The sequence below is a fragment of the Streptomyces nigra genome, assembly GCF_003074055.1.
GTDB classification, from domain to species: Bacteria; Actinomycetota; Actinomycetes; order Streptomycetales; family Streptomycetaceae; genus Streptomyces; species Streptomyces nigra.
This window is the reverse complement of sequence record NZ_CP029043.1, coordinates 824,162-844,132: the sequence shown is the minus strand read 5'-3', so window position 1 is coordinate 844,132 and position 19,971 is coordinate 824,162. Positions and strand designations below refer to the sequence as shown.

Annotated in this window: 18 protein-coding genes and 1 riboswitch; of the genes, 12 read left to right on the top strand and 6 right to left on the bottom strand. The window is 72.2% G+C overall.

All coding sequences use genetic code 11. The features are described from left to right. Positions 1 to 20: 20 nt before the first annotated feature. Entirely contained in the window at positions 21 to 1,808 is a 1,788-nt protein-coding gene (locus DC008_RS03880) for an ABC transporter ATP-binding protein (RefSeq protein WP_108705725.1), read from the bottom strand. Continuing rightward, complete coding sequence (locus DC008_RS03875) at positions 1,805 to 3,643, bottom strand: ABC transporter transmembrane domain-containing protein (protein ID WP_108705724.1); 1,839 nt, start codon at positions 3,641 to 3,643, stop codon at positions 1,805 to 1,807. The genes DC008_RS03880 and DC008_RS03875 overlap by 4 nt, the downstream gene beginning before the upstream one ends. Positions 3,644 to 3,855: 212 nt before the next feature. Here DC008_RS03875 and DC008_RS03870 point away from each other — a divergent pair, with 212 nt between their 5' ends. After that, positions 3,856 to 4,599 carry a L,D-transpeptidase family protein gene (locus DC008_RS03870; RefSeq protein ID WP_108705723.1) on the top strand — a complete coding sequence of 248 codons (744 nt, stop codon included), beginning with the start codon at positions 3,856 to 3,858 and terminating at the stop codon, positions 4,597 to 4,599. Positions 4,600 to 4,657: 58 nt separating this feature from the next. On the opposite strand, the gene DC008_RS03865 is transcribed toward DC008_RS03870, so the two are convergent. Beyond that, on the bottom strand, positions 4,658 to 5,107 hold the full coding sequence (locus tag DC008_RS03865) for a MarR family winged helix-turn-helix transcriptional regulator (protein ID WP_108705722.1): 450 nt from the start codon (positions 5,105 to 5,107) through the stop codon (positions 4,658 to 4,660). Between the two features lie 93 nt (positions 5,108 to 5,200). Between DC008_RS03865 and DC008_RS03860 the strand changes: the two genes are divergently transcribed. Both DC008_RS03860 and mltG read left to right on the top strand, forming a co-directional pair. Further along, positions 5,201 to 7,003 carry an ABC transporter ATP-binding protein gene (locus DC008_RS03860; protein ID WP_108705721.1) on the top strand — a complete coding sequence of 601 codons (1,803 nt, stop codon included), beginning with the start codon at positions 5,201 to 5,203 and terminating at the stop codon, positions 7,001 to 7,003. Between the two features lie 43 nt (positions 7,004 to 7,046). Then, positions 7,047 to 7,901 carry an endolytic transglycosylase MltG gene (gene mltG, locus DC008_RS03855; protein WP_108705720.1) on the top strand — a complete coding sequence of 285 codons (855 nt, stop codon included), beginning with the start codon at positions 7,047 to 7,049 and terminating at the stop codon, positions 7,899 to 7,901. 101 nt (positions 7,902 to 8,002) lie between these two features. Here mltG and DC008_RS03850 read toward each other — a convergent pair whose 3' ends face one another. Then, positions 8,003 to 9,088 carry an NAD(P)-binding domain-containing protein gene (locus DC008_RS03850; RefSeq protein WP_208645807.1) on the bottom strand — a complete coding sequence of 362 codons (1,086 nt, stop codon included), beginning with the start codon at positions 9,086 to 9,088 and terminating at the stop codon, positions 8,003 to 8,005. Between the two features lie 60 nt (positions 9,089 to 9,148). Between DC008_RS03850 and DC008_RS03845 the strand changes: the two genes are divergently transcribed. Continuing rightward, positions 9,149 to 9,571 carry a secondary thiamine-phosphate synthase enzyme YjbQ gene (locus DC008_RS03845; RefSeq protein ID WP_108710556.1) on the top strand — a complete coding sequence of 141 codons (423 nt, stop codon included), beginning with the start codon at positions 9,149 to 9,151 and terminating at the stop codon, positions 9,569 to 9,571. A gap of 19 nt (positions 9,572 to 9,590) precedes the next feature. Here DC008_RS03845 and DC008_RS03840 read toward each other — a convergent pair whose 3' ends face one another. Then, positions 9,591 to 10,091: a hypothetical protein gene (locus tag DC008_RS03840; protein WP_108705719.1), complete on the bottom strand. Its 501-nt coding sequence runs from the start codon at positions 10,089 to 10,091 to the stop codon at positions 9,591 to 9,593. 288 nt (positions 10,092 to 10,379) lie between these two features. Here DC008_RS03840 and DC008_RS03835 point away from each other — a divergent pair, with 288 nt between their 5' ends. The 8 genes from DC008_RS03835 (at position 10,380) to tgmB (ending at position 17,833) form a co-directional block, all read left to right on the top strand. Beyond that, positions 10,380 to 10,784, top strand: coding sequence for a hypothetical protein (locus DC008_RS03835; RefSeq protein ID WP_108705718.1), 405 nt, complete (start codon positions 10,380 to 10,382; stop codon positions 10,782 to 10,784). An 84-nt stretch (positions 10,785 to 10,868) separates the two neighbouring features. Next, positions 10,869 to 11,468: a DUF998 domain-containing protein gene (locus DC008_RS03830; protein WP_108705717.1), complete on the top strand. Its 600-nt coding sequence runs from the start codon at positions 10,869 to 10,871 to the stop codon at positions 11,466 to 11,468. 50 nt (positions 11,469 to 11,518) lie between these two features. Beyond that, positions 11,519 to 12,244: a hypothetical protein gene (locus DC008_RS03825; protein ID WP_108705716.1), complete on the top strand. Its 726-nt coding sequence runs from the start codon at positions 11,519 to 11,521 to the stop codon at positions 12,242 to 12,244. A gap of 239 nt (positions 12,245 to 12,483) precedes the next feature. Beyond that, a complete protein-coding gene (locus DC008_RS03820; protein WP_108705715.1) occupies positions 12,484 to 13,125 on the top strand; it encodes a sigma-70 family RNA polymerase sigma factor in 642 nt (213 codons plus the stop codon). Positions 13,126 to 13,355: 230 nt separating this feature from the next. Next, the gene (locus tag DC008_RS03815) at positions 13,356 to 14,750 is read left to right on the top strand and encodes an FAD-binding oxidoreductase (RefSeq protein ID WP_208645806.1); all 1,395 of its coding nucleotides are present in this window, start codon (positions 13,356 to 13,358) and stop codon (positions 14,748 to 14,750) included. Between the two features lie 278 nt (positions 14,751 to 15,028). After that, positions 15,029 to 16,507 carry an MFS transporter gene (locus tag DC008_RS03810; RefSeq protein WP_108705714.1) on the top strand — a complete coding sequence of 493 codons (1,479 nt, stop codon included), beginning with the start codon at positions 15,029 to 15,031 and terminating at the stop codon, positions 16,505 to 16,507. Between the two features lie 150 nt (positions 16,508 to 16,657). Beyond that, positions 16,658 to 16,849 carry a putative ATP-grasp-modified RiPP gene (gene tgmA, locus DC008_RS03805; protein WP_108705713.1) on the top strand — a complete coding sequence of 64 codons (192 nt, stop codon included), beginning with the start codon at positions 16,658 to 16,660 and terminating at the stop codon, positions 16,847 to 16,849. A 15-nt stretch (positions 16,850 to 16,864) separates the two neighbouring features. Next, entirely contained in the window at positions 16,865 to 17,833 is a 969-nt protein-coding gene (tgmB, locus tag DC008_RS03800) for an ATP-grasp ribosomal peptide maturase (RefSeq protein ID WP_108705712.1), read from the top strand. Positions 17,834 to 17,894: 61 nt separating this feature from the next. Here tgmB and DC008_RS35865 read toward each other — a convergent pair whose 3' ends face one another. After that, positions 17,895 to 19,694, bottom strand: coding sequence for a C40 family peptidase (locus tag DC008_RS35865; protein ID WP_244221331.1), 1,800 nt, complete (start codon positions 19,692 to 19,694; stop codon positions 17,895 to 17,897). Positions 19,695 to 19,702: 8 nt separating this feature from the next. Then, a riboswitch (cyclic di-AMP (ydaO/yuaA leader) is annotated at positions 19,703 to 19,874 on the bottom strand. Positions 19,875 to 19,971: the final 97 nt, after the last annotated feature.

The window sequence follows — 19,971 nt, the reverse complement described above, 5'->3', positions numbered from 1 at the left end:
CGCCCTCTCCCGCGTCGCCGTCACCCGTGCCAGGACCGCCACAGCGCCGCGTAGGCGCCGTCCGCCGCCACCAGCTCCGTATGGCTGCCCAGCTCGCTGATGCGTCCGTTCTCCACGACGGCGATCAGATCGGCGTCGTGGGCGGTGTGCAGGCGGTGGGCGATGGCGACGACCGTGCGGCCGTCCAGGACCCGGGCCAGCGAGCGCTCCAGGTGACGGGCGGCCCGGGGATCGAGGAGCGAGGTCGCCTCGTCCAGGACCAGGGTGTGGGGATCGGCCAGCACCAGCCGGGCCAGCGCGATCTGCTGGGCCTGGGCCGGGGTGAGCGCGAACCCGCCGGAGCCGACCTCGGTGTCCAGGCCCTCGTCCAGCGCCCGGGCCCAGGTGTCCGCGTCGACCGCGCGCAGCGCCTCCCACAGCTCGGGGTCGCCGGCGCCGGTGCGGGCGAGCAGGAGGTTGTCGCGGAGGGAGCCGACGAAGACGTGGTGCTCCTGGTTGACCAGGGCCACATGGGAGCGGACGCGCTCGGCGGGCATCCGGGACAGTTCGGCACCGCCGAGGGTGACGTGGCCGTCCCGGGGCGCGTAGATACCGGCGAGCAGCCTGCCCAGGGTGGACTTGCCGGCGCCCGAGGGGCCGACCAGGGCGAGCCGGGTGCCGGGCGCGACCTCCAGGGAGACCTTGCGCAGCACGTCCACGCCCTCCCGGTAGCCGAAGTGCACACGGTCGGCGTGCACGTCCCGTCCGTCCGGCGTCAGCCGCGCGTCCCCGGCGTCCGGCTCGATGTCCCGGACCCCGACCAGCCGGGCCAGGGACACCTGCGCCACCTGGAGCTCGTCGTACCAGCGCAGGATCAGTCCGACCGGGTCCACCAGCATCTGGGCGATCAGCGCACCGGTGGTCAGCTGGCCGACCCCGATCCAGCCCTGCAGGACGAACACCCCGCCGATGAGCAGGACGGAGGACAGGACGGTCACATGGGTGACGTTGATGACCGGGAACAGCACCGACCGCAGCCACAGGGTGTAGCGCTCCCAGGCGGTCCACTGCTTGATCCGCAGGTCGGACTGCTCGATCCGGCGTTCGCCGAGCCGGTGGGCCTCCACCGTGCGCCCGGCGTCCACGGTCTCGGTGAGCGCGGCGGCCACGGCGGCGTACCCGGCGGCCTCCGACCGGTAGGCGGACGGTGCCCGCCGGAAGTACCAGCGGCAGCCCGCCACCAGCAGCGGCACCGCGACCAGGACGGCGGCGGCGAGCGGGGGAGCGGTCACGACGAGCCCGCCAAGGAGCAGGGCCGCCCAGACCACACCGATCGCCAGTTGCGGCACCGCCTCGCGCATCGCGTTGGCGAGACGGTCGATGTCCGTGGTGATCCGGGACAGCAGATCGCCGGTCCCGGCCCGCTCCAGCACACCCGGCGGCAGCCCGACGGACCGGACGAGGAAGTCCTCGCGCAGATCGGCCAGCATCCGCTCGCCGAGCATCGCCCCGCGCAACCGCACCTGCCGGACGAACGCGGCCTGGACGAGAAGTGCGGCGACGAACAGGCCGACGGTGAGTTCCAGACGGAGTTCCCGCCCGGCGGCACCGTCGGACACACGCTCCACCAGCCCGCCCAGCAGCCAGGGCCCGACCATGGAGGCGACGACCGCGACGGTGTTCACCAGGACGAGGAGCAGGAACGCGCGGCGGTGCCTGCGGAACAGCTCGGCCACATAGGCGCGTACGGTCGCGGGGGCGCCGACCGGCAGCGTGTGCGCCGTCGTCGGGGCCGCCGGGTCGTAGGCCGGAGGCGCAACGCCGATCATGCCGACTCCTCGATCTCTTCCAGTTCCTTCATGACGTCGACCAGGGCGGAGCCGTGCGCGGCCGCCACCGGCCGGTCCCCGTCCCGGTGGTGGTCCCGGCCATCGTCGGGCTCGCGGGTCACGACGGCCCGGTACCGCGGCTCGGAGTGCAGCAGGTCGCGGTGGACGCCGACGGCGACGACCTCGCCCTCATGGACGAGGACGACCCGGTCGGCGCGGTCCAGCAGCAGAGGCGAGGAGGTGAACACGACCGTGGTGCGCCCCGCCCGCAGGTCCCGTACGCCCTGCGCGATCCGCGCCTCGGTGTGGGAGTCGACGGCCGAGGTCGGCTCGTCGAGGACCAGCACCTCCGGGTCCGTCACCAGCGACCGGGCGAGCGCGAGCCGCTGGCGCTGCCCACCGGACAAGGACCGCCCGCGTTCGGTGATCCGCGCGTCCATCGGGTCCGCGGCGTCGACCGACCCCTGGACCAGAGCGGCCAGGACGTCCTCGCACTGGGCGGCGGCCAGCGCCGGTTCCGGGGCGACGGCCCCCGACTTGGGCACGTCGAGGAGTTCGCGCAGGGTGCCGGAGAGCAGCACCGGGTCCTTGTCCTGCACCAGGACGGCCGTACGGGCGGAACCCAGCGGCACCTCGTCCAGGGGCACGCCGCCCAGCAGGACGGACTCGCTCTTCTCCGAGGGGTGCCCGCCGAGCCGTTCGGCCAGCCGTCCGGCGGCGTCCGGGTCGCCGCACACCACGGCCGTGAACCGGCCCGCGGGGGCGAGCAGTCCGGTCGCCGGGTCGTACAGGTCGCCGGACGGCAGTTCACCGCCGGTCAGGGTGCCGCCGGTGTCGGTGGCCCGCTCCAGGGACAGCACCCTCGCCGCACGGCGGGCCGACGGCCGCGAGAAGGAGTACGCCATCGCGATCTCCTCGAAGTGCCGCAGTGGGTAGGTGAGGATCATGACCGAGCTGTAGACGGCGACGAGTTCGCCGACGTCGACGCGGCCCTGACCGGTGAGCCGGACGCCGTACCAGACCACGGTGATCAGCAGCAGGCCCGGCAGCAGGACCTGGATGGCGGAGATCAGGGACCACATACGGGCGCTGCGCACCGCGGCGTGGCGCACCTCCTGGGAGGCGGCGCGGTAGCGGTCGAGGAAGAGTTCCTCGCCGCCAATGCCCCGCAGGACACGCAGGCCGGCGACGGTGTCCGAGGCCAGTTCCGTGGCGCGGCCCGCCTTCTCGCGCTGCACGTCGGCCCGCCCGGTCGCACGCGGAAGCAGCGGAAGGACGGCGAGCGCCAGCACGGGCAGGCCCACCGCGACGATCACGCCCAGCGCGGGCTGGTAGACGACGAGCCCGACACAGACCAGCACGATGGTGACCGCGGCCGCCGTGAAACGGGACAGCGCCTCCACGAACCAGCCGATCTTCTCGACGTCGCCCGTCGACACGGCCACGACCTCGCCGGCCGCGACCCGCCGGGTCAGCGCCGAGCCCAGATGGGCGGCCTTGCGGGCCAGCACCTGCTGGACGCGGGCGGCGGCGGTGATCCAGTTGGTGACGGCGGCGCGGTGCAGGAAGGTGTCGCCGAGCGCGCTGCCGGCACAGCACAGCGCCAACAGCCCGCCCGCCAGGGCGAGTCGGCCGCCGGAGCGGTCGACGACGGCCTGGATGGCGACGCCCACGCAGAACGGCAGCGCGGACACCGACAGGAAGTGGAGCATGCCCCAGGCGAGGGCCTTGAGCTGGCCGTCCAACTGGTTCTTGAAGAGCCACCACAGGAAGCGGGGCCCGGAGCGTGCGTCGGGCACACCCGGGTCGGGATACGGAAGGTCTTGAATCTGCATGACGTCCCAGTGGCTCGTGGCAGGGAGGGGAGGAGAGCGGGTGCGTGGGCGGCGGCCTCGCACGGCGGCAGCAAACCGTGACAGGTTGACGTCGGGGCGTGGCCGCGCGCAAACGGTTTTCCGCGGTGCCGCTCGGATCCGGTCCGGGCCGGTCCCGCCTCGGACCGCCCGCCTTCCCGCCCTCGGCGGGTCCTCGGTGCGACCATGGGCCGATGCGCACCACCGGCACTCGACGGACGGTGGCCGCGGCGGCCGCCGTCGCGTCCGTCCTGACGATCCTCACGGCGTGCGACGGCGCGCGGCCCGGCGCGGGCGCGGGCGCGGAAGCCGCCCGGACGGCACGGACACCCTCGGCCGACGTGGCGGAGCCGACGCGCATCCCCGGCGTCGGCGACCACTGGCACGCACGCATCCCCGCGACATCGAGGCAAGCCGTGGCGGTCTACGGCGACGGCAGGAACTCGGCGGACGCCACGGTCGTGTACTACCGCAAGCAGGGCCCCACCTGGGAACGGGTGCGCAGTTGGCCCGCGCACAACGGCAAGAAGGGCTGGACCACCGACCACCACGAGGGCGACAACCGCAGCCCGGTCGGTGTGTTCACGCTGAGCGACGCGGGCGGCGTACGCGCGGACCCGGGCGCCAAGCTGCCGTACACGCGTTCACCGGCGTTCGCGGCACCGCGCTGGTGGGCCGCGTCGCACTGGCACGACTTCGACTACGTCATCGCCATCGACTACAACCGGATCAGGGGCACGTCCCCCAACGACCCCACCCGTCCCGAGGGTCGGCGCAAGGGCGGAAGCATCTGGCTGCACATGGACCACGGCAGTGGCACGTCCGCCTGCGTCAGCGTGTCCGAAACGGCCATGCGGTATCTGCTGCGCACGCTCGATCCGGCGCGGCATCCCGTGATCGTCATGGGCGACAGAGCCGGCCTGCGACGCTCGCGCTGACACGGCGATCGCGCTGCCCCTGACCCGCAAGCCGACTCCCACCGATACCGCGGCGCGCTCAGCAGCCGCGACCCGTGCCCCCGTCCACCAGAGTGTCCAGCAGACCGCCCAGGACCTTCCGCTGGTCGTCCGTCAGCGGCGCGAGGATCTCCTCCGCGGCCGAGCGCCGCGCCCGGTGCAGTTCGCGCAGCGTGGTGCGCCCGTCGTCGGTGAGTTCGATGCGGATCACCCGACGGTTCGTGGGGTCCGGGACCCGGCGTACCTTCCCGCTCGCCTCCAGCGCGTCGACCAGGGTCGTCACGGCGCGCGGGACCACCTCCAGCCGTTCGGCGAGGTCGGCCATCCGCGGGGGCGCTTCGTAGTGCGCGAGCGTACGCAGCAGACGGGACTGCGCGGGAGTGATGCCGACGCCGCACTCCTTCAGGTGCCGTTTCTGGATCCGGTACACCCGGCGGGTGAGGCGCAGCAGCTGCTCGGCGAGCGGGCCGTCGGCATCGGGCATGGTCATGCGGGAACAATATCAGGACTGCATTCATTGTGAGCATAGGTAACAATGAGCTAAGCTCCGTCAGTCCGCGCCTGCCCACCTCCGTAGGAGCCCATGCACCCCGACCGCGAACCCAGCTGGACCCCACCCGCAGCCGACCCCGAGCAGCCGCGGCAGGTCCGCCGTATCCTGCGGCTCTTCCGCCCGTACCGAGGCCGCCTCGCGGTCGTCGGCCTGCTGGTCGGCGCCTCGTCGCTGGTCGGCGTCGCCACGCCGTTCCTGCTGAAGGAGATCCTCGACGTAGCGATCCCGCAGGGCCGCACCGGTCTGCTCAGTCTGCTGGCGCTCGGCATGATCCTCAGCGCCGTCCTCACCAGCGTCTTCGGTGTGCTCCAGACGCTGATCTCCACCACGGTCGGACAGCGCGTCATGCACGATCTGCGCACCGCCGTCTACGGCCGACTCCAGCGCATGTCGCTCGCCTTCTTCACGCGCACCCGCACCGGCGAGGTCCAGTCCCGCATCGCGAACGACATCGGCGGCATGCAGGCGACGGTCACCTCCACCGCGACCTCCCTGGTCTCCAACGCGACCAGCGTGGTCGCCACCATCGTCGCGATGATCGCGCTCGACTGGCGGCTCACCCTCGTGTCGCTGCTCCTGCTGCCCGTCTTCGTCTGGATCAGCCGCCGCGTCGGCAACGAACGCAAGAAGATCACCACCCAGCGGCAGAAGCAGATGGCCGCGATGGCGGCCACCGTCACCGAGTCGCTCTCCGTCAGCGGCATCCTGCTCGGCCGCACCATGGGCCGCTCCGACTCGCTGACCAAAGCGTTCTCCGACGAGTCCGAGCAACTGGTCGACCTCGAGGTGCGCTCCAGCATGGCGGGCCGCTGGCGGATGGCGGTCATCACCATCGTCATGGCCGCCATGCCGGCCTTCATCTACTGGACCGCGGGCCTGGCGCTCCAGCTCGGCGGCCCGCAGGTCTCCATCGGCACGATCGTCGCGTTCGTCTCGCTCCAGCAGGGCCTGTTCCGGCCCGCCGTCAGCCTGCTCTCCACCGGCGTCCAGATCCAGACCTCGCTCGCGCTCTTCCAGCGCATCTTCGAGTATCTCGACCTCCCCATCGACATCACCGAGCGCGAGGACGCCGTCCACCTCGACCGCGTCAAGGGCGAGGTCCGCTTCGAGGGCGTCGAGTTCCGCTACGACGGCAAGGGCGGCCCGATCCTCGACGGCATCGACGTCACCGTCCCGGCCGGCAGCAGCCTCGCGGTCGTCGGCCCCACCGGCGCCGGCAAGTCGACCCTGGGCCACCTCGTGCCCCGCCTGTACGACGTGACGGGCGGCCGCGTCACCCTCGACGGCGTCGACGTGCGCGACCTGGACTTCGACACCCTCGCCCGGGCCGTGGGCGTCGTCTCGCAGGAGACGTACCTCTTCCACGCGTCCGTCGCCGACAATCTGCGTTTCGCCAAGCCGGACGCCACCGACGAGGAACTGCACGCGGCGGCGAAGGCGGCCCAGATCCACGACCACATCGCCTCGCTGCCCGACGGGTACGACACCGTCGTCGGCGAACGCGGCCACCGCTTCTCCGGCGGCGAGAAGCAGCGCCTCGCCATCGCCCGCACCATCCTGCGGGATCCGCCGGTGCTCATCCTCGACGAGGCGACCAGCGCCCTCGACACCCGTACCGAGCACGCCGTCCAGCAGGCCATCGACGCCCTCTCGGCCAACCGCACCACGGTCACCATCGCCCACCGGCTGTCGACCATTCGGGGCGCCGACCAGATCGTGGTCCTCGACGCGGGGCGCCTCGCCGAACGCGGTACGCACGAGGAGCTGTTGGCGCGCGACGGCCGCTACGCCGCGTTGGTCCGCAGGGACGCACAACTGGAGCCGACGAGGTGACGATATGCCGCTTTTGTGACGTTGTGCGGGTTACCGTTCCCGCATGTATCTGAACACTCCGTCACGGAGCACCATCCGACTCACGCGCCGGGGCCGTATCGCCCTCATCGCCGCAGGCGCCGTCGTGGCCGGCACCGCCGTGGCGGTGCCGCTGCTGATCACCGGCGAGGAGGAACCGGCGCCGCCCACCTCCCTCGTGATCCCGCCCGGTTGGCGCGCCGGCCAGGTCTACGCGGCGGTCGACAAGGCCCTCGCCCTTCCGCCCGGCAGCACCAGGAAGTCTTTGGGCAAGGCGAACCTCAAACTGCCGAACGAGGCCGACGGCAACCCGGAGGGCTACTTCTTCCCGGCGACGTACTCCCTGGAGCGCGACGGCACCCGGGTCACACCGGAGACGCTGCTCGCGGACATGGTCGCCAAGGCCGACCAGAAGTTCAGCCGCGCGCCGATCGCCGCCGGGGCCCAGCGCAACGCCATGAACGTCTACCAGGCGGTCACCATCGCGAGCATCATCCAGGCCGAGGCCACGACCAAGGCCGACATGGCCAAGGTTGCGCGGGTCGTCTTCAACCGGCTGGAGCGCGGCATGCCGCTGCAGATGGACTCCACGGTGAACTACGCGCTGAAGCGTTCCTCCGGCCGCACCAGCCAGGCCGACACCCGGATCGACAGCCCCTACAACTCGTACCAGCGCATGGGCCTGCCGCCCACGCCGATCGCCAACCCGGGCGAGGAGGCCATGCGCGCCGCCGTCAATCCGGCCACCGGCGACTGGCTGTACTTCGTCACCGTCAAGCCCGGCGACACCCGCTTCACCGCCGACTACGCGGAGCACCAGCGCAATGTGGCCGAATCCGACGCGCGCCGCAGCAAGGCCGCGCCGTCCCCCAGCAGCTGACCGGCAGGTCGGCCCCCTCACTCAGTGGGTCGGCCCCGCGCCCCCGCCGCTGACCTTCAGGCCGGCCCCGCACTCAGGCCGCTGAACCGCCGAACGGCCGATCACGCCGCCACCGGCTCCTCCGACAGCAGCCGTCTGATGTCCCGGACGGCCGCGCGGCCCGCGCGGTTGGCGCCGATCGTGCTGGCGGACGGCCCGTAGCCGACGAGATGGATCCGGGCGTCGGCGACCGCGCGCGTCCCCTCCACCCGGATGCCGCCGCCCGGCTCGCGCAGCCGCAGCGGCGCAAGATGATCGATGGCGGCCCGGAACCCGGTCGCCCACAGGATGACGTCGGCGGCCACCTGCCGCCCGTCCTTCCACTCCACGCCGTCCGGTGTGATCCGGTCGAACATCGGCTGCGGGTCCAGCACGCCGTCGGCGATCCCCTGCCGCACGGGCTCGGTCAGCGGCAGCCCGGTGACCGACACCACGCTCTTGGGCGGCAGCCCCTGCCGGACCCGCTCCTCGACCAGTGCTACGGCCGCCCGGCCCAGGTCCTCGGTGAAGGGCCCTTCCCGGAAGACCGGCGGACGCCGGGTCACCCAGGTCGTGGCCGCCGCGTACGGGGCGATCTCCATCAGGTGCTGCGTGCCCGACGCGCCACCGCCGACCACGATGACCCGCAGCCCCGCGAAGGCCTCCGGCCCGGGGTACTGCGCCGTGTGCAACTGCCGCCCCCGGAACGTCTCCTGACCGGGATAACGCGGCCAGAACGGCCGGTCCCAGGTGCCGGTCGCGTTGATCAGCGCCCGTGCCGCCCAGGTCCCGGCCGAGCTCTCCACGCGCAGCCGGCCGTCGGCGCCCTCGCGGACGGCCCGCACCTCCACCGGGCGCCGGACGCGCAGGTCGAACGTCCGCTCGTAGTCCGCGAAGTACTCCGCGATCACCTCGGACGACGGCCGCTCGGGGTCCGCGCCGGTCAGCTCCATACCGGGCAGCGAGTGCATCCCGTGCACCTTGCCGTACGTCAGCGAGGGCCAGCGGAACTGCCAGGCGCCGCCCGGACCGGGGGAGTGGTCGAGCACCACGAAGTCACGACCGGGCTCGAACCCGGTGCGCCGCAGGTGGTAGGCGCTCGACAGCCCCGCCTGACCGGCGCCGATGACCACCACGTCGACCGTCTCGACCGCCTCAATGCTGTTCACATCTCAACCAACGGACCGGCGGGCACGGATCTTCCCGTGGGATGAGCCAGGATGGACGGCATGTCAGACGCCTTCACCACCCGAGTCCTGAACATCGCCTCCGGCTCCTCGGAGCGGGTCGTGGATCTCACCCGCGACTGCGAGTCCTTCCTGCGGGAGGCCGCCGGGGGCCGCGACGGCCTGCTGAACGTCTTCGTGCCGCACGCCACGGCCGGCATCGCGATCATCGAGACCGGCGCCGGCAGCGACGACGACCTCCTCGCCGCGCTGCACACCCTGCTGCCCGCCGACGACCGCTGGCAGCACCGGCACGGCAGCCCCGGCCACGGCCGCGACCACGTCCTCCCCGCGATCGTGCCGCCCCACGCGACGCTGCCGGTCGTGGGCGGACGGCTCGAACTCGGCACCTGGCAGTCCGTGTGCCTCGTGGACACCAACCGCGACAACCCGAACCGGCAGGTCCGCCTCAGCTTCCTCGGCTGAGAGGAGAGACGCCGGCCGGTCACAGCAGGGCCGCACGCCTGTCCCGCGCGGCCGGCGCGGCACGGCCCTGGAGGCGGGACAGCTCGCCCGCGCAGCGTTCGAGGGCCACCTCCATGACCTCCGGGATGTTCAGCGTGCCGGAGCCGTCCGGCGGGATCAGCCAGCGCAGCGCACCCCAGCGGCAGTGCGGGGCGGGAGCGGCGATCCACGAGCCCGCCCCGAGCAGCCGCACGCCGGTGCCGACCCACACCGTCCGCGGCTCCGGCGGCAGCAGGAAGCCCACTCGGCGGCGCCGGGTGTCCAGCAGGCAGGGGCCGCGGTCCAGCAGCGGCAACTCGTCCAGCAGGTCCGCCACACGCAGGCCCAGCTCCTCGGGCACGACCAGCACGTCCCAGAAGCGCCCCGCCGCGAGGAGGGCCACGCCGGTCGTGCCGTTCTGCCACTCGTGCTTGCAGGCGCCTGGATCCGCCGAGGCCGCGGCCAGCCACTCCATCGACCTCGTCCACTCCGTCAGTGCCATGTAGGAAGCCTCCCGATGTGAGCGGTGAAGGCCTCAGTGGACCGGGTGACGGGTGCTGCGGCCATACGGCGGAGCGCAATTCCCCGTATGGGGCGAGCGCCCGCGCGCCAAACAGGCGGAAGGTGGAACGCGCGCCCCGGACCGGGCCGTGCGCGCCCGGCGCCGCACCGGACCCCGCACCGTTTTGACGCGATCCCTGTGGGCCGTACGGGGGACGGTCTCACCCGACCGGGTGGTGGCGGTGGCATCGCGCGTACCACCGGCGCACGCCGAACCGTTTGCTCTGGCATGGACAACAGAGACACGGCGCGGCGTGTCCTGGGCAACGATTCCGCGCCCCTGTCGTACGTCGTACCGCCCACCGGCACACCCGGTGGCCGCCCCTCGATCTACGCCGCGCTCGTCGCGGAGTGGCGGGCCAACGGCCGCACCGTCCCCACACGTCTGGACACACGGCGGGACTTCTCCGCCACCGGACTCGGGTCCGCCGGCACCTCCTGGGCGGCCGGCCGGTGGCGCGGCCCGGCCGGCACCAAGGAACCGGAGCGGGGGACCGAACGGTCCTTCGCCACCACCGAGCGGGTCCCCGCCGTAGTCGTCCCCCGGGGGCTGCCAGGCCCGGTGAACCTGTGGGAGTGGGACGGCGCCGCCGGTCACGTCAGCGTCGTCGCCCCTCCCGTCGCGGACGACTGAGCCACCACCCCACCCGCCCCACCCCCAGAACCCCTCCGCGTGTACGTCGCGAAACCGGCTATAAGTCGGCTATACGGTAGTTTGATGCGACTTGTGCCTACGTGGGCTCTGCTGTCGTCGGGATCCGCGCCGGTCGTACTGATCGGGGGCTGGCTGATCGCGGCGCATCTCGAAGGGCCGGCATACGACCCGGTGACCCAGACCATCAGCGTCCTGGCGGCCTACGGGGCCCGGGGATTCTGGGTGATGACCTCGGCGCTCGCCGCCCTCGGCGTCTGCCACCTCTGTACCGCCCTCGGACTGCGCCCCGCGGCGCTCCCCGGCCGGCTCGCCCTCGGCGCCGGCGGCATCACGGCGGTCGTGGTGGCGTTGCTGCCGCCGCCGAGCAGCGGCGGCTCCCTCAGCCACGGAACGGTCGCAGGGATCGGGTTCGCCTTCCTCGCGGTGTGGCCCGTACTGGCCGCGCACCGGGGTGCGACGGCGCCCTGGGGGCTGCGTCCCGTCCCCGCGTTCACGGCGACCGCCGTGATGCTGGGCAGCGCCGCCTGGTTCATGATCGAGATGGAGCAGGACGGCGCCGCCGGGGTGGCCGAGCGGCTGGTGACGGCCATTCAGTCCGTGTGGCCGTTCGTGGTCGTCGCCTCGTGCCTGTGGCATCGGCACCGCCGTGCTGTCCCCCAGTGATGTGTATCCACCGCTGACGAGCCGGCCCGGGATGCGAGGATGAGGCCGTCATGGGTGCTGGGTGGGGCGTACGCGCGTTACGGGCCGCGGTGTTCGCGTCCGTCTGTGTGCTGCTCGCCGCCCTCGGTCACACCCTGATGTCGGGTGCCGCCGTCCCGTGGTGGACGCTCGTCGCCGGTCTGCTGGCGACATGTGGCGTGGGCTGGTGCCTCGCCGGCCGGGAACGGGGACTGCCGCTGGTCGTGTCCGTCGTGGTCGTGGCCCAGGGCGCGCTGCACGCGGTGTTCGAGCTGGCGCAGGGCGTCGGTGTGGGTGAGGCGTCGGCAGGCATGGGCCGCGGGCCCATAGGCGAAGACCACACGGCTCTGCACCAGACAGCGCTGCACCACACGGGTCCGGACCACATGGGTGCGGCCCACACAGCGCACACGGTGGTGGACAACATGGGCGCGGCCCCCACAGGCACGCCGCCCATGTCCATGGCCCACGACATGAGCGGTGACGCTTCGCTCGCCATGTTCGCCGCCCACACACTCGCCGCCCTGCTCTGCGGCCTGTGGCTGGGGCACGGCGAGCGGGCCGCGTTCCAGATCCTGCGGGCCGTCGCCGGCTGGCTGGCCGCACCGCTGCGCCTGATCCTCCTCCTGCCCGCGGCGCCACCCGACCGCCCACGGCTTCGGCCGCGGCGGGCTCGCTCCGAGCGGGCACCGCGCCTGCTGCCGCTCGTCCACACCATCACCTCTCGGGGGCCGCCGGCGGGGCCCGCTGTCGTCTGAGACAGCCGGTTGCCCCGAGGCCACCCGGTCCCGTGCCGTGACGATTCGGCGACACGGAGACACGGCGACATGCCGATACCGGCCGTGCCTCGGGTCCACGGTCGTGCGCCCGTACGGCCGTGGCCGTGCCCTGCATCCCCGGGCCCTCCGGCACCGCGTGTGCGTCTGTCTGCCCTGCACCGTCATGCGCCGTCGTGCATCCGCCGTGCCGGAGTCCGGGCTACCCGAGAAGGACTCAGGTGATCACTCCTGCCCTGCCCGCCCCGCGCGTGCCCCAGGACGAGCCGGCGACCACGTGGGCGCTGGCTGCCCGCGCCGGCGATCCGGACGCCGCCGAGCGTTTCGTCCGCTCCCTGCACCGGGACGTCGTACGGTACGTAACCCATCTCTCGGCCGATCCGCAGGCCGCCGACGACCTGGCGCAGGACACGTTCCTGCGGGCGCTCGGCAGTCTGCACCGGTTCGAGGGCCGTTCGTCGGCGCGCACCTGGCTGCTGGCCATCGCGCGGCGCGCGGTGATCGACAGCCACCGGTACGCGGCCACCCGGCCCCGGCTGTGCGACACCGACGACTGGACGCGCGCCGCCGAACGCGCCCAGCCCGCCGGTCTGCCCGGCTTCGAGGAAGGGGTCGTGCTGCTCGACCTGCTGGACGCGCTGCCCGACGAACGGCGTGAGGCGTTCGTGCTGACCCAGCTGGCCGGACTGCCGTACGCGGAGGCCGCCGAGCGGAGCGACTGCCCCGTGGGGACGGTCCGTTCACGCGTGAACCGAGCCCGCGCCACGCTCGCCCGCCTCCTCGCCGAAGCCGAAGCAACGGCCGACGCCGAAGCCGAAGCTAAGGCTGAAGCCGAAGCCGACCGAGAGGCCGTCGCCGCCTGATCAGGGACCGGTCCGCCCCCACCCCACACCCCCGGCGGGCCGGTCCACGATCGACGTGCGTCCGCCCCACGACCGGAGAACACTGGAGAACGGCGGGACGAGGCGTCCTGCCGACATCTGCACGAGGTGCGAACGGATCAGCCGCACCGTGCGCCCCTGCTCCCGCCCGGACGACGGAGGCCGGGTGCCGCCATCCGTGGCTCACCGACTTCGAGCGAAGGGGTCCGGCCATGGGCGCCATCAACGCAACGGCACTCGAGGAACTGCGCGCGGGAATGCGGGGACCCGTCATCACCCCGCAGGACCCTCAGTACGACGAGACCCGCAAGATCTACAACGCGATGATCGACCGGCGTCCCGCCGCGTTCGCGCAGTGCGTGGACGTCGCGGACGTGCGCACGGCGATCGCCTGCGCCAGGGACACCGGGGTGGAGCTCGCGGTGCGCGGCGGCGGGCACAGCGGGCCCGGCCTCTGCCTCGTGGACGACGCGCTCGTCCTCGACCTGTCGGCCATGCGCGGGGTCCGGGTCGACCCCAAGACGAAGACCGCGCAGGTCGCCGGTGGGGCACAGCTCGGGGATCTCGACCACGCGGCCCACACGTTCGACCTGGGTGTGCCGGCCGGCATCGTCTCGATGACCGGCGTCGGCGGCCTGACGCTGGGCGGCGGGCACGGGTACCTGACCCGCAAGTACGGCCTGACGATCGACAATCTGACCTCGGCCGACGTCGTGCTCGCCGACGGCAGCTTCGTCACCGCCTCAGAGGAGGAGCACCCCGATCTGTTCTGGGCGCTGCGCGGCGGCGGCGGGAACTTCGGGGTGGTGACGTCGTTCACCTTCCGTCTGCACCCGGTGGGCACGGTCGGGTTCGGCGTGACGGTGTGGCCGGTCGACCGGACGCCCGAAGTGCTGCGATGGTACCGGGACTTCCTGCCCGCGGCGCCGGCGGACCTGTACGGGTTCTTCACCCTGTTCTGCATCCCGCCCGGCCCCCCGTTCCCGGAGACGATCCATGGACAGAAGATGTGCGGTGTCGTCTGGTGCTACACCGGTGATCCGGAGAGCGACCAGTTCGAGCGGGTACTGGCCCCGGTGAACGACCCGGCCCCGCCCGCCTTCCACTTCAGCGCGCCCATGCCGTACCCGGCCGTGCAGAGCATGTTCGACGAGCTGATCCCGAAGGGCTACCAGTGGTACTGGCGCGGTGACTTCTTCGACTCGATCAGCGACTCCTCGATCGACGTGCACCACAAGTACGGGGAGAACATCCCCACCCCGCTGTCCCTGATGCACCTGTATCCCGTGGACGCCGCCGCCCATCAGCCGGGGCCCGACGACACGGCCTGGGCGTACCGGGACGCCGTGTGGTCCGCCGTGATCGCGGGCGTCGACCCCGACCCCGCCAATGCCGATGTCATCCGTGACTGGGCGGTCGCGTACCAGACCGAATTGCACCCGTACTCCATGGGCGGCTCGTACATCAACTTCATCGGTGAGGGGGAGGGGACGGACCGCGTCCGGAACACCTACCGCGGGCACTACGACCGGCTCGCCGCCGTCAAGCGGACGTACGACCCGGACAATTTCTTCCGCGCCAACCAGAACATCCCCCCGGCCGCCTGAGCAGCCAACCGCTCCCCACCTACACGCCCCGGCCGTCGTCGGGGCGTGTCGACGGGCAGGCCCGCGTGCCCCTCAAGAGGCCCGTGCCGCCCGGTCGGTGATCGACTGGAGGGCCGTACGGCACCGGCGTACGGTCGAAAGGTGGCGGGCAGCCAGTCCGATTCCGACCCGGCCCCCGAACCCCCGCCCACGGCGATGCGATGAGCCCTTCGGAGCCGACACCCCAAGCAGCGACCACCCCGCAGGACGCGGAGCGGAACAAAGGCCATGGCAACGCCATGGCGCTGTTCGTCATCGCCTCCTGTCAGCTGATGGTGGTGCTCGACATCACCATCGTGAACATCGCCCTCCCGGACATCCAGCGGTCGCTCGACTTCTCGACGACCAGCCTGTCCTGGGTGGTCAACGCCTACACGCTCACCTTCGGCGGACTGCTCCTCCTCGGCGGCAGGATGGGCGACATCCTGGGCCGGCGGCGGGTGTTCGTCTTCGGTGTGCTGCTCTTCGTCCTGGCCTCGCTGCTCGGGGGACTGTCCCAGAACGAGTGGCAACTCCTCAGCGCCCGCGCCCTCCAGGGCGTCGGCGGTGCCATCGCCTCCCCGACCTCGCTCGCGCTGATCAGCACGACGTTCCCCGAAGGGCCCCAGCGCAACCGGGCGTTCGGGGTGTTCGCCGCGGTGTCGGCGGGCGGCGGCGCGATCGGGCTGCTGGCCGGCGGCATGCTCGTCGAGTGGCTCAACTGGCGCTGGGTGCTGTTCGTCAACGTGCCCATCGGCCTGCTCATCGTGCTCGCCACACCTCGTTGGATCCGTGAGTCCGAGCGGCACGCCGGGCACTTCGACATCCTGGGCGCGATGACGTCGACCATCGGCATGGTGCTGCTCGTCTACGGCTTCATCCGGGCCGCGCAGGACGGCTGGCGGGACGGGCTGACGCTCGGCTCGTTCGGGGCGGCCGTCGTCTTCCTGCTGCTGTTCATCCTGGTCGAGCAGCGGTCCAGACAGCCGATCACGCCGCTGCACATGTTCGCCGACCGCAACCGCGCGGGCACCTACGGCATCATGCTGAGCCTCGCCGCGGCGATCTTCGGGATGTTCTTCTTCCTCACACTGTTCGTACAGAACGTGCTGAACTTCAGCCCGCTTCAAGCGGGGCTGGCCTTCCTCCCGGTGAGCGCCGTCATCGCGGTCGGCGCCGGACTCGCCTCCCAGCTGCTTCCCAAGTACGGGCCCAAACCCTTCATGGTGACGGGGGCGATCCTGGCCGCCGCCGGGCTGGCCTGGCTGACCCTGACCGACGTCCATTCGACCTACCTGGGCAGCATCCTCGGGCCGATGCTGGTCTTCAGCCTCGGCATGGGCATGGAGTTCGTGTCCCTGACGCTGATGGCGCTGTCCAACGTGACCCCCGCGGAGACCGGAGCCGCATCCGGGCTGCTCAACGCCACCCAGCAGGTCGGCGGATCACTGGGACTGTCGATCCTGGTCACCATGTACGGGACGGCCAGCAACAACGAGGCCGAGAAACAGATCCCGGCCTTCCTGGCCCAGGCCACCCCGCTGGAACGGCTGCGCTTCGAACGCACCGGGCAGCTCCCGGCGCGGTTCGCCGACGAGATCCTCAGCGCCGGTGTCTCCGCCGCCTTCATCACGGCCGCGATCTTCACGGCGATCGCCGCGGTCATCGCCCTGCTCGTGATCCAGGTGCGCCCGTCGGACCTCGAACGCCTCCAGGGCGGCGGCGTACCGGCGGCCTGACCGGCACCCCGCGGAGCCCCAACGCGGTTCCCGCATCGCCCCGTTGGGTGTGACGACGTTCACCCCCATGTGGCTGGATGTAGTGAATGCGTTACACAACAGGCGCGTAAGGGACGGTAGCGCAGGCATCACGCGACCGCGGAGGTTTCGATGCGACCTTTCACCCTGAACTACGCGTTCCCCACAGGAGTCACCCAGGCGGTGACGCCGTACACGTTCGACCCGGCCCGGCAGTTGAACATGCTGCCCGACGGCCGCCCGGCCGTCAGCGACCCGGATCTCCTCCTCGCCGCCGGCACGACGACCTCCACGGCCGGTTCCGCCACCCACTTCGACGACTGACGAACCGGCCGGCGCATGACGGTACTGATCCTCACGTCCGAGGAGGACGTGACCGCCGACATGGTGGTGAGCGAACTGCACGCCACGGGCACGCCCGTGCTGCGGCTGGACCCGGCCGACCTGCCCGGCAAGGCCGTGCTGTCCGCGGACTACGCCCACGGCGACTTCGACGGGCATCTGTCGGTCAACGGCCATGTGCTGTCGATGGGAGGGCTGCGCTCCATCTGGGTGCGCCGGCCCGGTGAACCGGCCGCCCACGCGCCCGACCCCTCGCCCTGGCTGACCGCCGAGACCCGGCAGGCGCTGTACGGCATGCTGCACTCCGCCGCCGCACGGTGGATGAACCATCCCCGCAACGCCGACCAGGCACGGCTCAAGCCCTGGCAGCTCAGACTCGCCCACCTCAGCGGATTCGCCGTACCGCCCACGGTGTTCACCACGGCACCGCGGCTGGCGCGCGCTTTCGTCGAGCAGCACAAAGAGGTCGTCGTGAAGTCCGCCTCCGGACCGCCGCCCGGCGAGCCGCCGCTGGCCCTGCCCACCACGCTGATCGGCCCCGACGCGGACTTCTCCGCCGTCGCGGCCGGGCCGGCCCTGCTCCAGCGGTACGTCCCCAAGCGGGCGGACATCCGGCTGACCTGCGTCGGCACCGGACTGTTCGCCGCACGCAAGACCGCCGAACCCGACCAGATCGACGGCCGGTACGGCGACACCGGGCATCCGTGGGAACCGGTCCCGGTGCCCGACCGGATCGGCAAGTCGGTGCAGGAGTACGTCACCCTGGCCGGACTGGCGTACGCCGCCTTCGACTTCGCGGAGGACGAGGACGGCATCTGGTGGTTCCTGGAGTGCAACCAGGGGGGTCAGTTCGGCTTCGTCGAGCTGGAGACCGGGCAGCCGATCGCGGCCGCGGTCGCCCACTGGCTGGCGCTGCAGCGCCGCCCGGACCGGCGCGGCAAGGAAGCCGGCATCGGGCGCCCCTGAGCCCTTACGACCACCCACGACCGCACCCCCGACACACCACGGCGTCGGGGGTGCGGTCGTCTCACGCGGGCCGGATCGCGCTGTGGATCGCGTCCTCGCCGGCGTAGTGGATGGACTCCTCGCGGATGACCGTGCCGGGGCCGGGGGCGTGGATCATCATGCCGTTGCCGGAACAGATGCCGACGTGACCGGCGTGGTACAGGACCAGGTCGCCGGGCTCCAGGTCCGTGAGCGCCACGCCCTGACCGGCGGTGGCCTGCTCCTGGGCGGTGCGGGGGAGCGCGATACCGGCGGCCTTCCAGGCGGCCTGGGTGAGGCCGGGGCCGTCGTAGGTGTTCGGTCCCGTCGTGCCCCAGACACAGGGCTTGCCGATCTGAACCCGGGCGAACTCCAGGGCCCGCAGGGCCCGGCTGTCCTGCGGGGCCGCAGGGGTCGGAGCGACCGCCGGATAGCTGCCGGTCTGGTCCACGGCCGGGAAGCCACCCGTCTGCGCGACCGCCGGATAGCTGCCGCTCTGGTCCACGGCGGGGAAGCTACCGGTCTGACCGACAGCCGGGAAACTCCCGGTCTGCGAGACCATCGGGAAGCTCCCGGACTGGTCCACCATCGGGAACCCAGCGGTCCGGTCGACCACAGGGAAGCTCCCGGTCCGGTCGACCGCCGGGAAGCCGCCGGTCTGGTCCACCATCGGGAACCCAGCGGTCTGGTCGACCACAGGGAAGCTCCCGGTCCGGTCGACCGCCGGGAAGCCGCCGGTCTGGTCCACCATCGGGAACCCAGCGGTCCGGTCGACCACAGGGAAGCTCCCGGTCTGGTCGACCGCCGGGAAGCCGCCGGTCTGGTCGACAGCCGGGAAGCTCCCCGTCTGACCGGCCGCAGTCGCGGAGAAGCCCGCGTCAGGCACGCCGTACCCCTGAGAGGCACCCAACTCCGACCCGGCGACAGGAGTTGCCGTGAGATAGGCAGCCGAGGCGGCCGAAGTCTCCGAGGGCTGCCCCGCCCAAGCCGTCGACCCCGGTGGAACCGTCGTCAGATCGGCGGGGCTCTGCGCCTCCAGGGCGTCCCACTGGTTCTGCGCAGAAGCAGGCGCAGCGGCAGCAGCAGGGACGGCGGCCGCCGGCGCCTCGATCGCCGCCAAGGACCGCCCGGTGTACGCCGACAGCAACTCACGCGCCTGCGACAACTTCCGCTGGCTGCGCTCCTTGGTCGTACGCAGGGAGGCCCGCTGATCGACCTCACTCTGCACGGCAGGTGCGACGGGCGCCGCAGGCAGTGCGAGCGCGCCCCCCGCCTCACCCCCCGCGGGCAGAGCCGCCACAGGCCCCGCCGTCAGCTCACCGACAGCCGCCGAACGCGAGGCACCGGACGTCAACTCGGCGACAGGGGCACCCGATCCAGCAGGCAGCTCCAGAGCCGTACGCCCCGATATCTCGCGCGCCCCTTCACCCCCGCCCGACGGGCGCGCACCCCGCGCCGGGGCGGCGGGCCGTTCCGGCATCCGGTCCTTCGGCAGGGTGGCCGGCATCGTCGGACCGAGCTTGGACCGGGCGACGTCGAACCACTGCCGGGCCACGTCGTCGAGCGGGGCGGCGCCACGGCCGCGGTCACCGTCGCGTCCGGAGGCCGCCGGACCGCCCGCGCGCTTGCGCGGTCCTGTGGACGAGGCGCGGGTGGCGTTGAAGGTCCCCGTGTCGGTCTCGGCCCGGTCGTAGAGCGAACTGACCCGCCGGCTGACCTCCTCGCGGCTCGGCCCCTCGTCCGCCTGGGCGGCGCCGGTCGACTGGCCGAACAGGGCCACCGAGGTGAGGGCTGCTGCCGAGGCGAGCGCGGAGTTGCGCATGCCGGTGCGTTCCGGCGCCATGGGCGACGTGCTCCTTCCGTACTCCGCCTACCGAGTTAGCTGACGGGTTCGGGCGTTTCGCGTCGGAAGGTGTGCCCTACGACCCGGCCCGTCACGGCCTCGGGTCGATTCACCCCATGATTCGGTTGGGTCCTCGGCTCCGCGGCCCCGAAGGGCGCGCCGACTCGGCGGAGGTCGCACGTCCCGGCGGGGATCGCCGGAGTTCAACGCGCGTCCTGGGCGGTAACTTAGCCAACTTGTGTGCCTGCAGTGAAGATTGACGTGTGAAATGTCCGAT

Excerpts from the sequence above, each read along its gene's own strand:
- DC008_RS03865 (WP_108705722.1), bottom strand. The coding sequence starts at position 5,107 with ATGACCATGCCCGATGCCGACGGCCCGCTCGCCGAGCAGCTGCTGCGC.
- DC008_RS03825 (WP_108705716.1), top strand. The coding sequence starts at position 11,519 with ATGGGTGCTGGGTGGGGCGTACGCGCGTTACGGGCCGCGGTGTTCGCG.
- tgmA (WP_108705713.1), top strand. The coding sequence starts at position 16,658 with ATGCGACCTTTCACCCTGAACTACGCGTTCCCCACAGGAGTCACCCAG.
- DC008_RS35865 (WP_244221331.1), bottom strand. The coding sequence starts at position 19,694 with ATGGCGCCGGAACGCACCGGCATGCGCAACTCCGCGCTCGCCTCGGCA.
- DC008_RS03875 (WP_108705724.1), bottom strand. The coding sequence starts at position 3,643 with ATGCAGATTCAAGACCTTCCGTATCCCGACCCGGGTGTGCCCGACGCA.
- DC008_RS03840 (WP_108705719.1), bottom strand. The coding sequence starts at position 10,091 with ATGGCACTGACGGAGTGGACGAGGTCGATGGAGTGGCTGGCCGCGGCC.
- DC008_RS03815 (WP_208645806.1), top strand. The coding sequence starts at position 13,356 with ATGGGCGCCATCAACGCAACGGCACTCGAGGAACTGCGCGCGGGAATG.
- DC008_RS03835 (WP_108705718.1), top strand. The coding sequence starts at position 10,380 with ATGGACAACAGAGACACGGCGCGGCGTGTCCTGGGCAACGATTCCGCG.
- DC008_RS03830 (WP_108705717.1), top strand. The coding sequence starts at position 10,869 with ATGCGACTTGTGCCTACGTGGGCTCTGCTGTCGTCGGGATCCGCGCCG.
- DC008_RS03845 (WP_108710556.1), top strand. The coding sequence starts at position 9,149 with ATGTCAGACGCCTTCACCACCCGAGTCCTGAACATCGCCTCCGGCTCC.
- DC008_RS03880 (WP_108705725.1), bottom strand. The coding sequence starts at position 1,808 with ATGATCGGCGTTGCGCCTCCGGCCTACGACCCGGCGGCCCCGACGACG.
- DC008_RS03810 (WP_108705714.1), top strand. The coding sequence starts at position 15,029 with ATGGCGCTGTTCGTCATCGCCTCCTGTCAGCTGATGGTGGTGCTCGAC.
- DC008_RS03870 (WP_108705723.1), top strand. The coding sequence starts at position 3,856 with ATGCGCACCACCGGCACTCGACGGACGGTGGCCGCGGCGGCCGCCGTC.
- DC008_RS03860 (WP_108705721.1), top strand. The coding sequence starts at position 5,201 with ATGCACCCCGACCGCGAACCCAGCTGGACCCCACCCGCAGCCGACCCC.
- tgmB (WP_108705712.1), top strand. The coding sequence starts at position 16,865 with ATGACGGTACTGATCCTCACGTCCGAGGAGGACGTGACCGCCGACATG.
- mltG (WP_108705720.1), top strand. The coding sequence starts at position 7,047 with ATGTATCTGAACACTCCGTCACGGAGCACCATCCGACTCACGCGCCGG.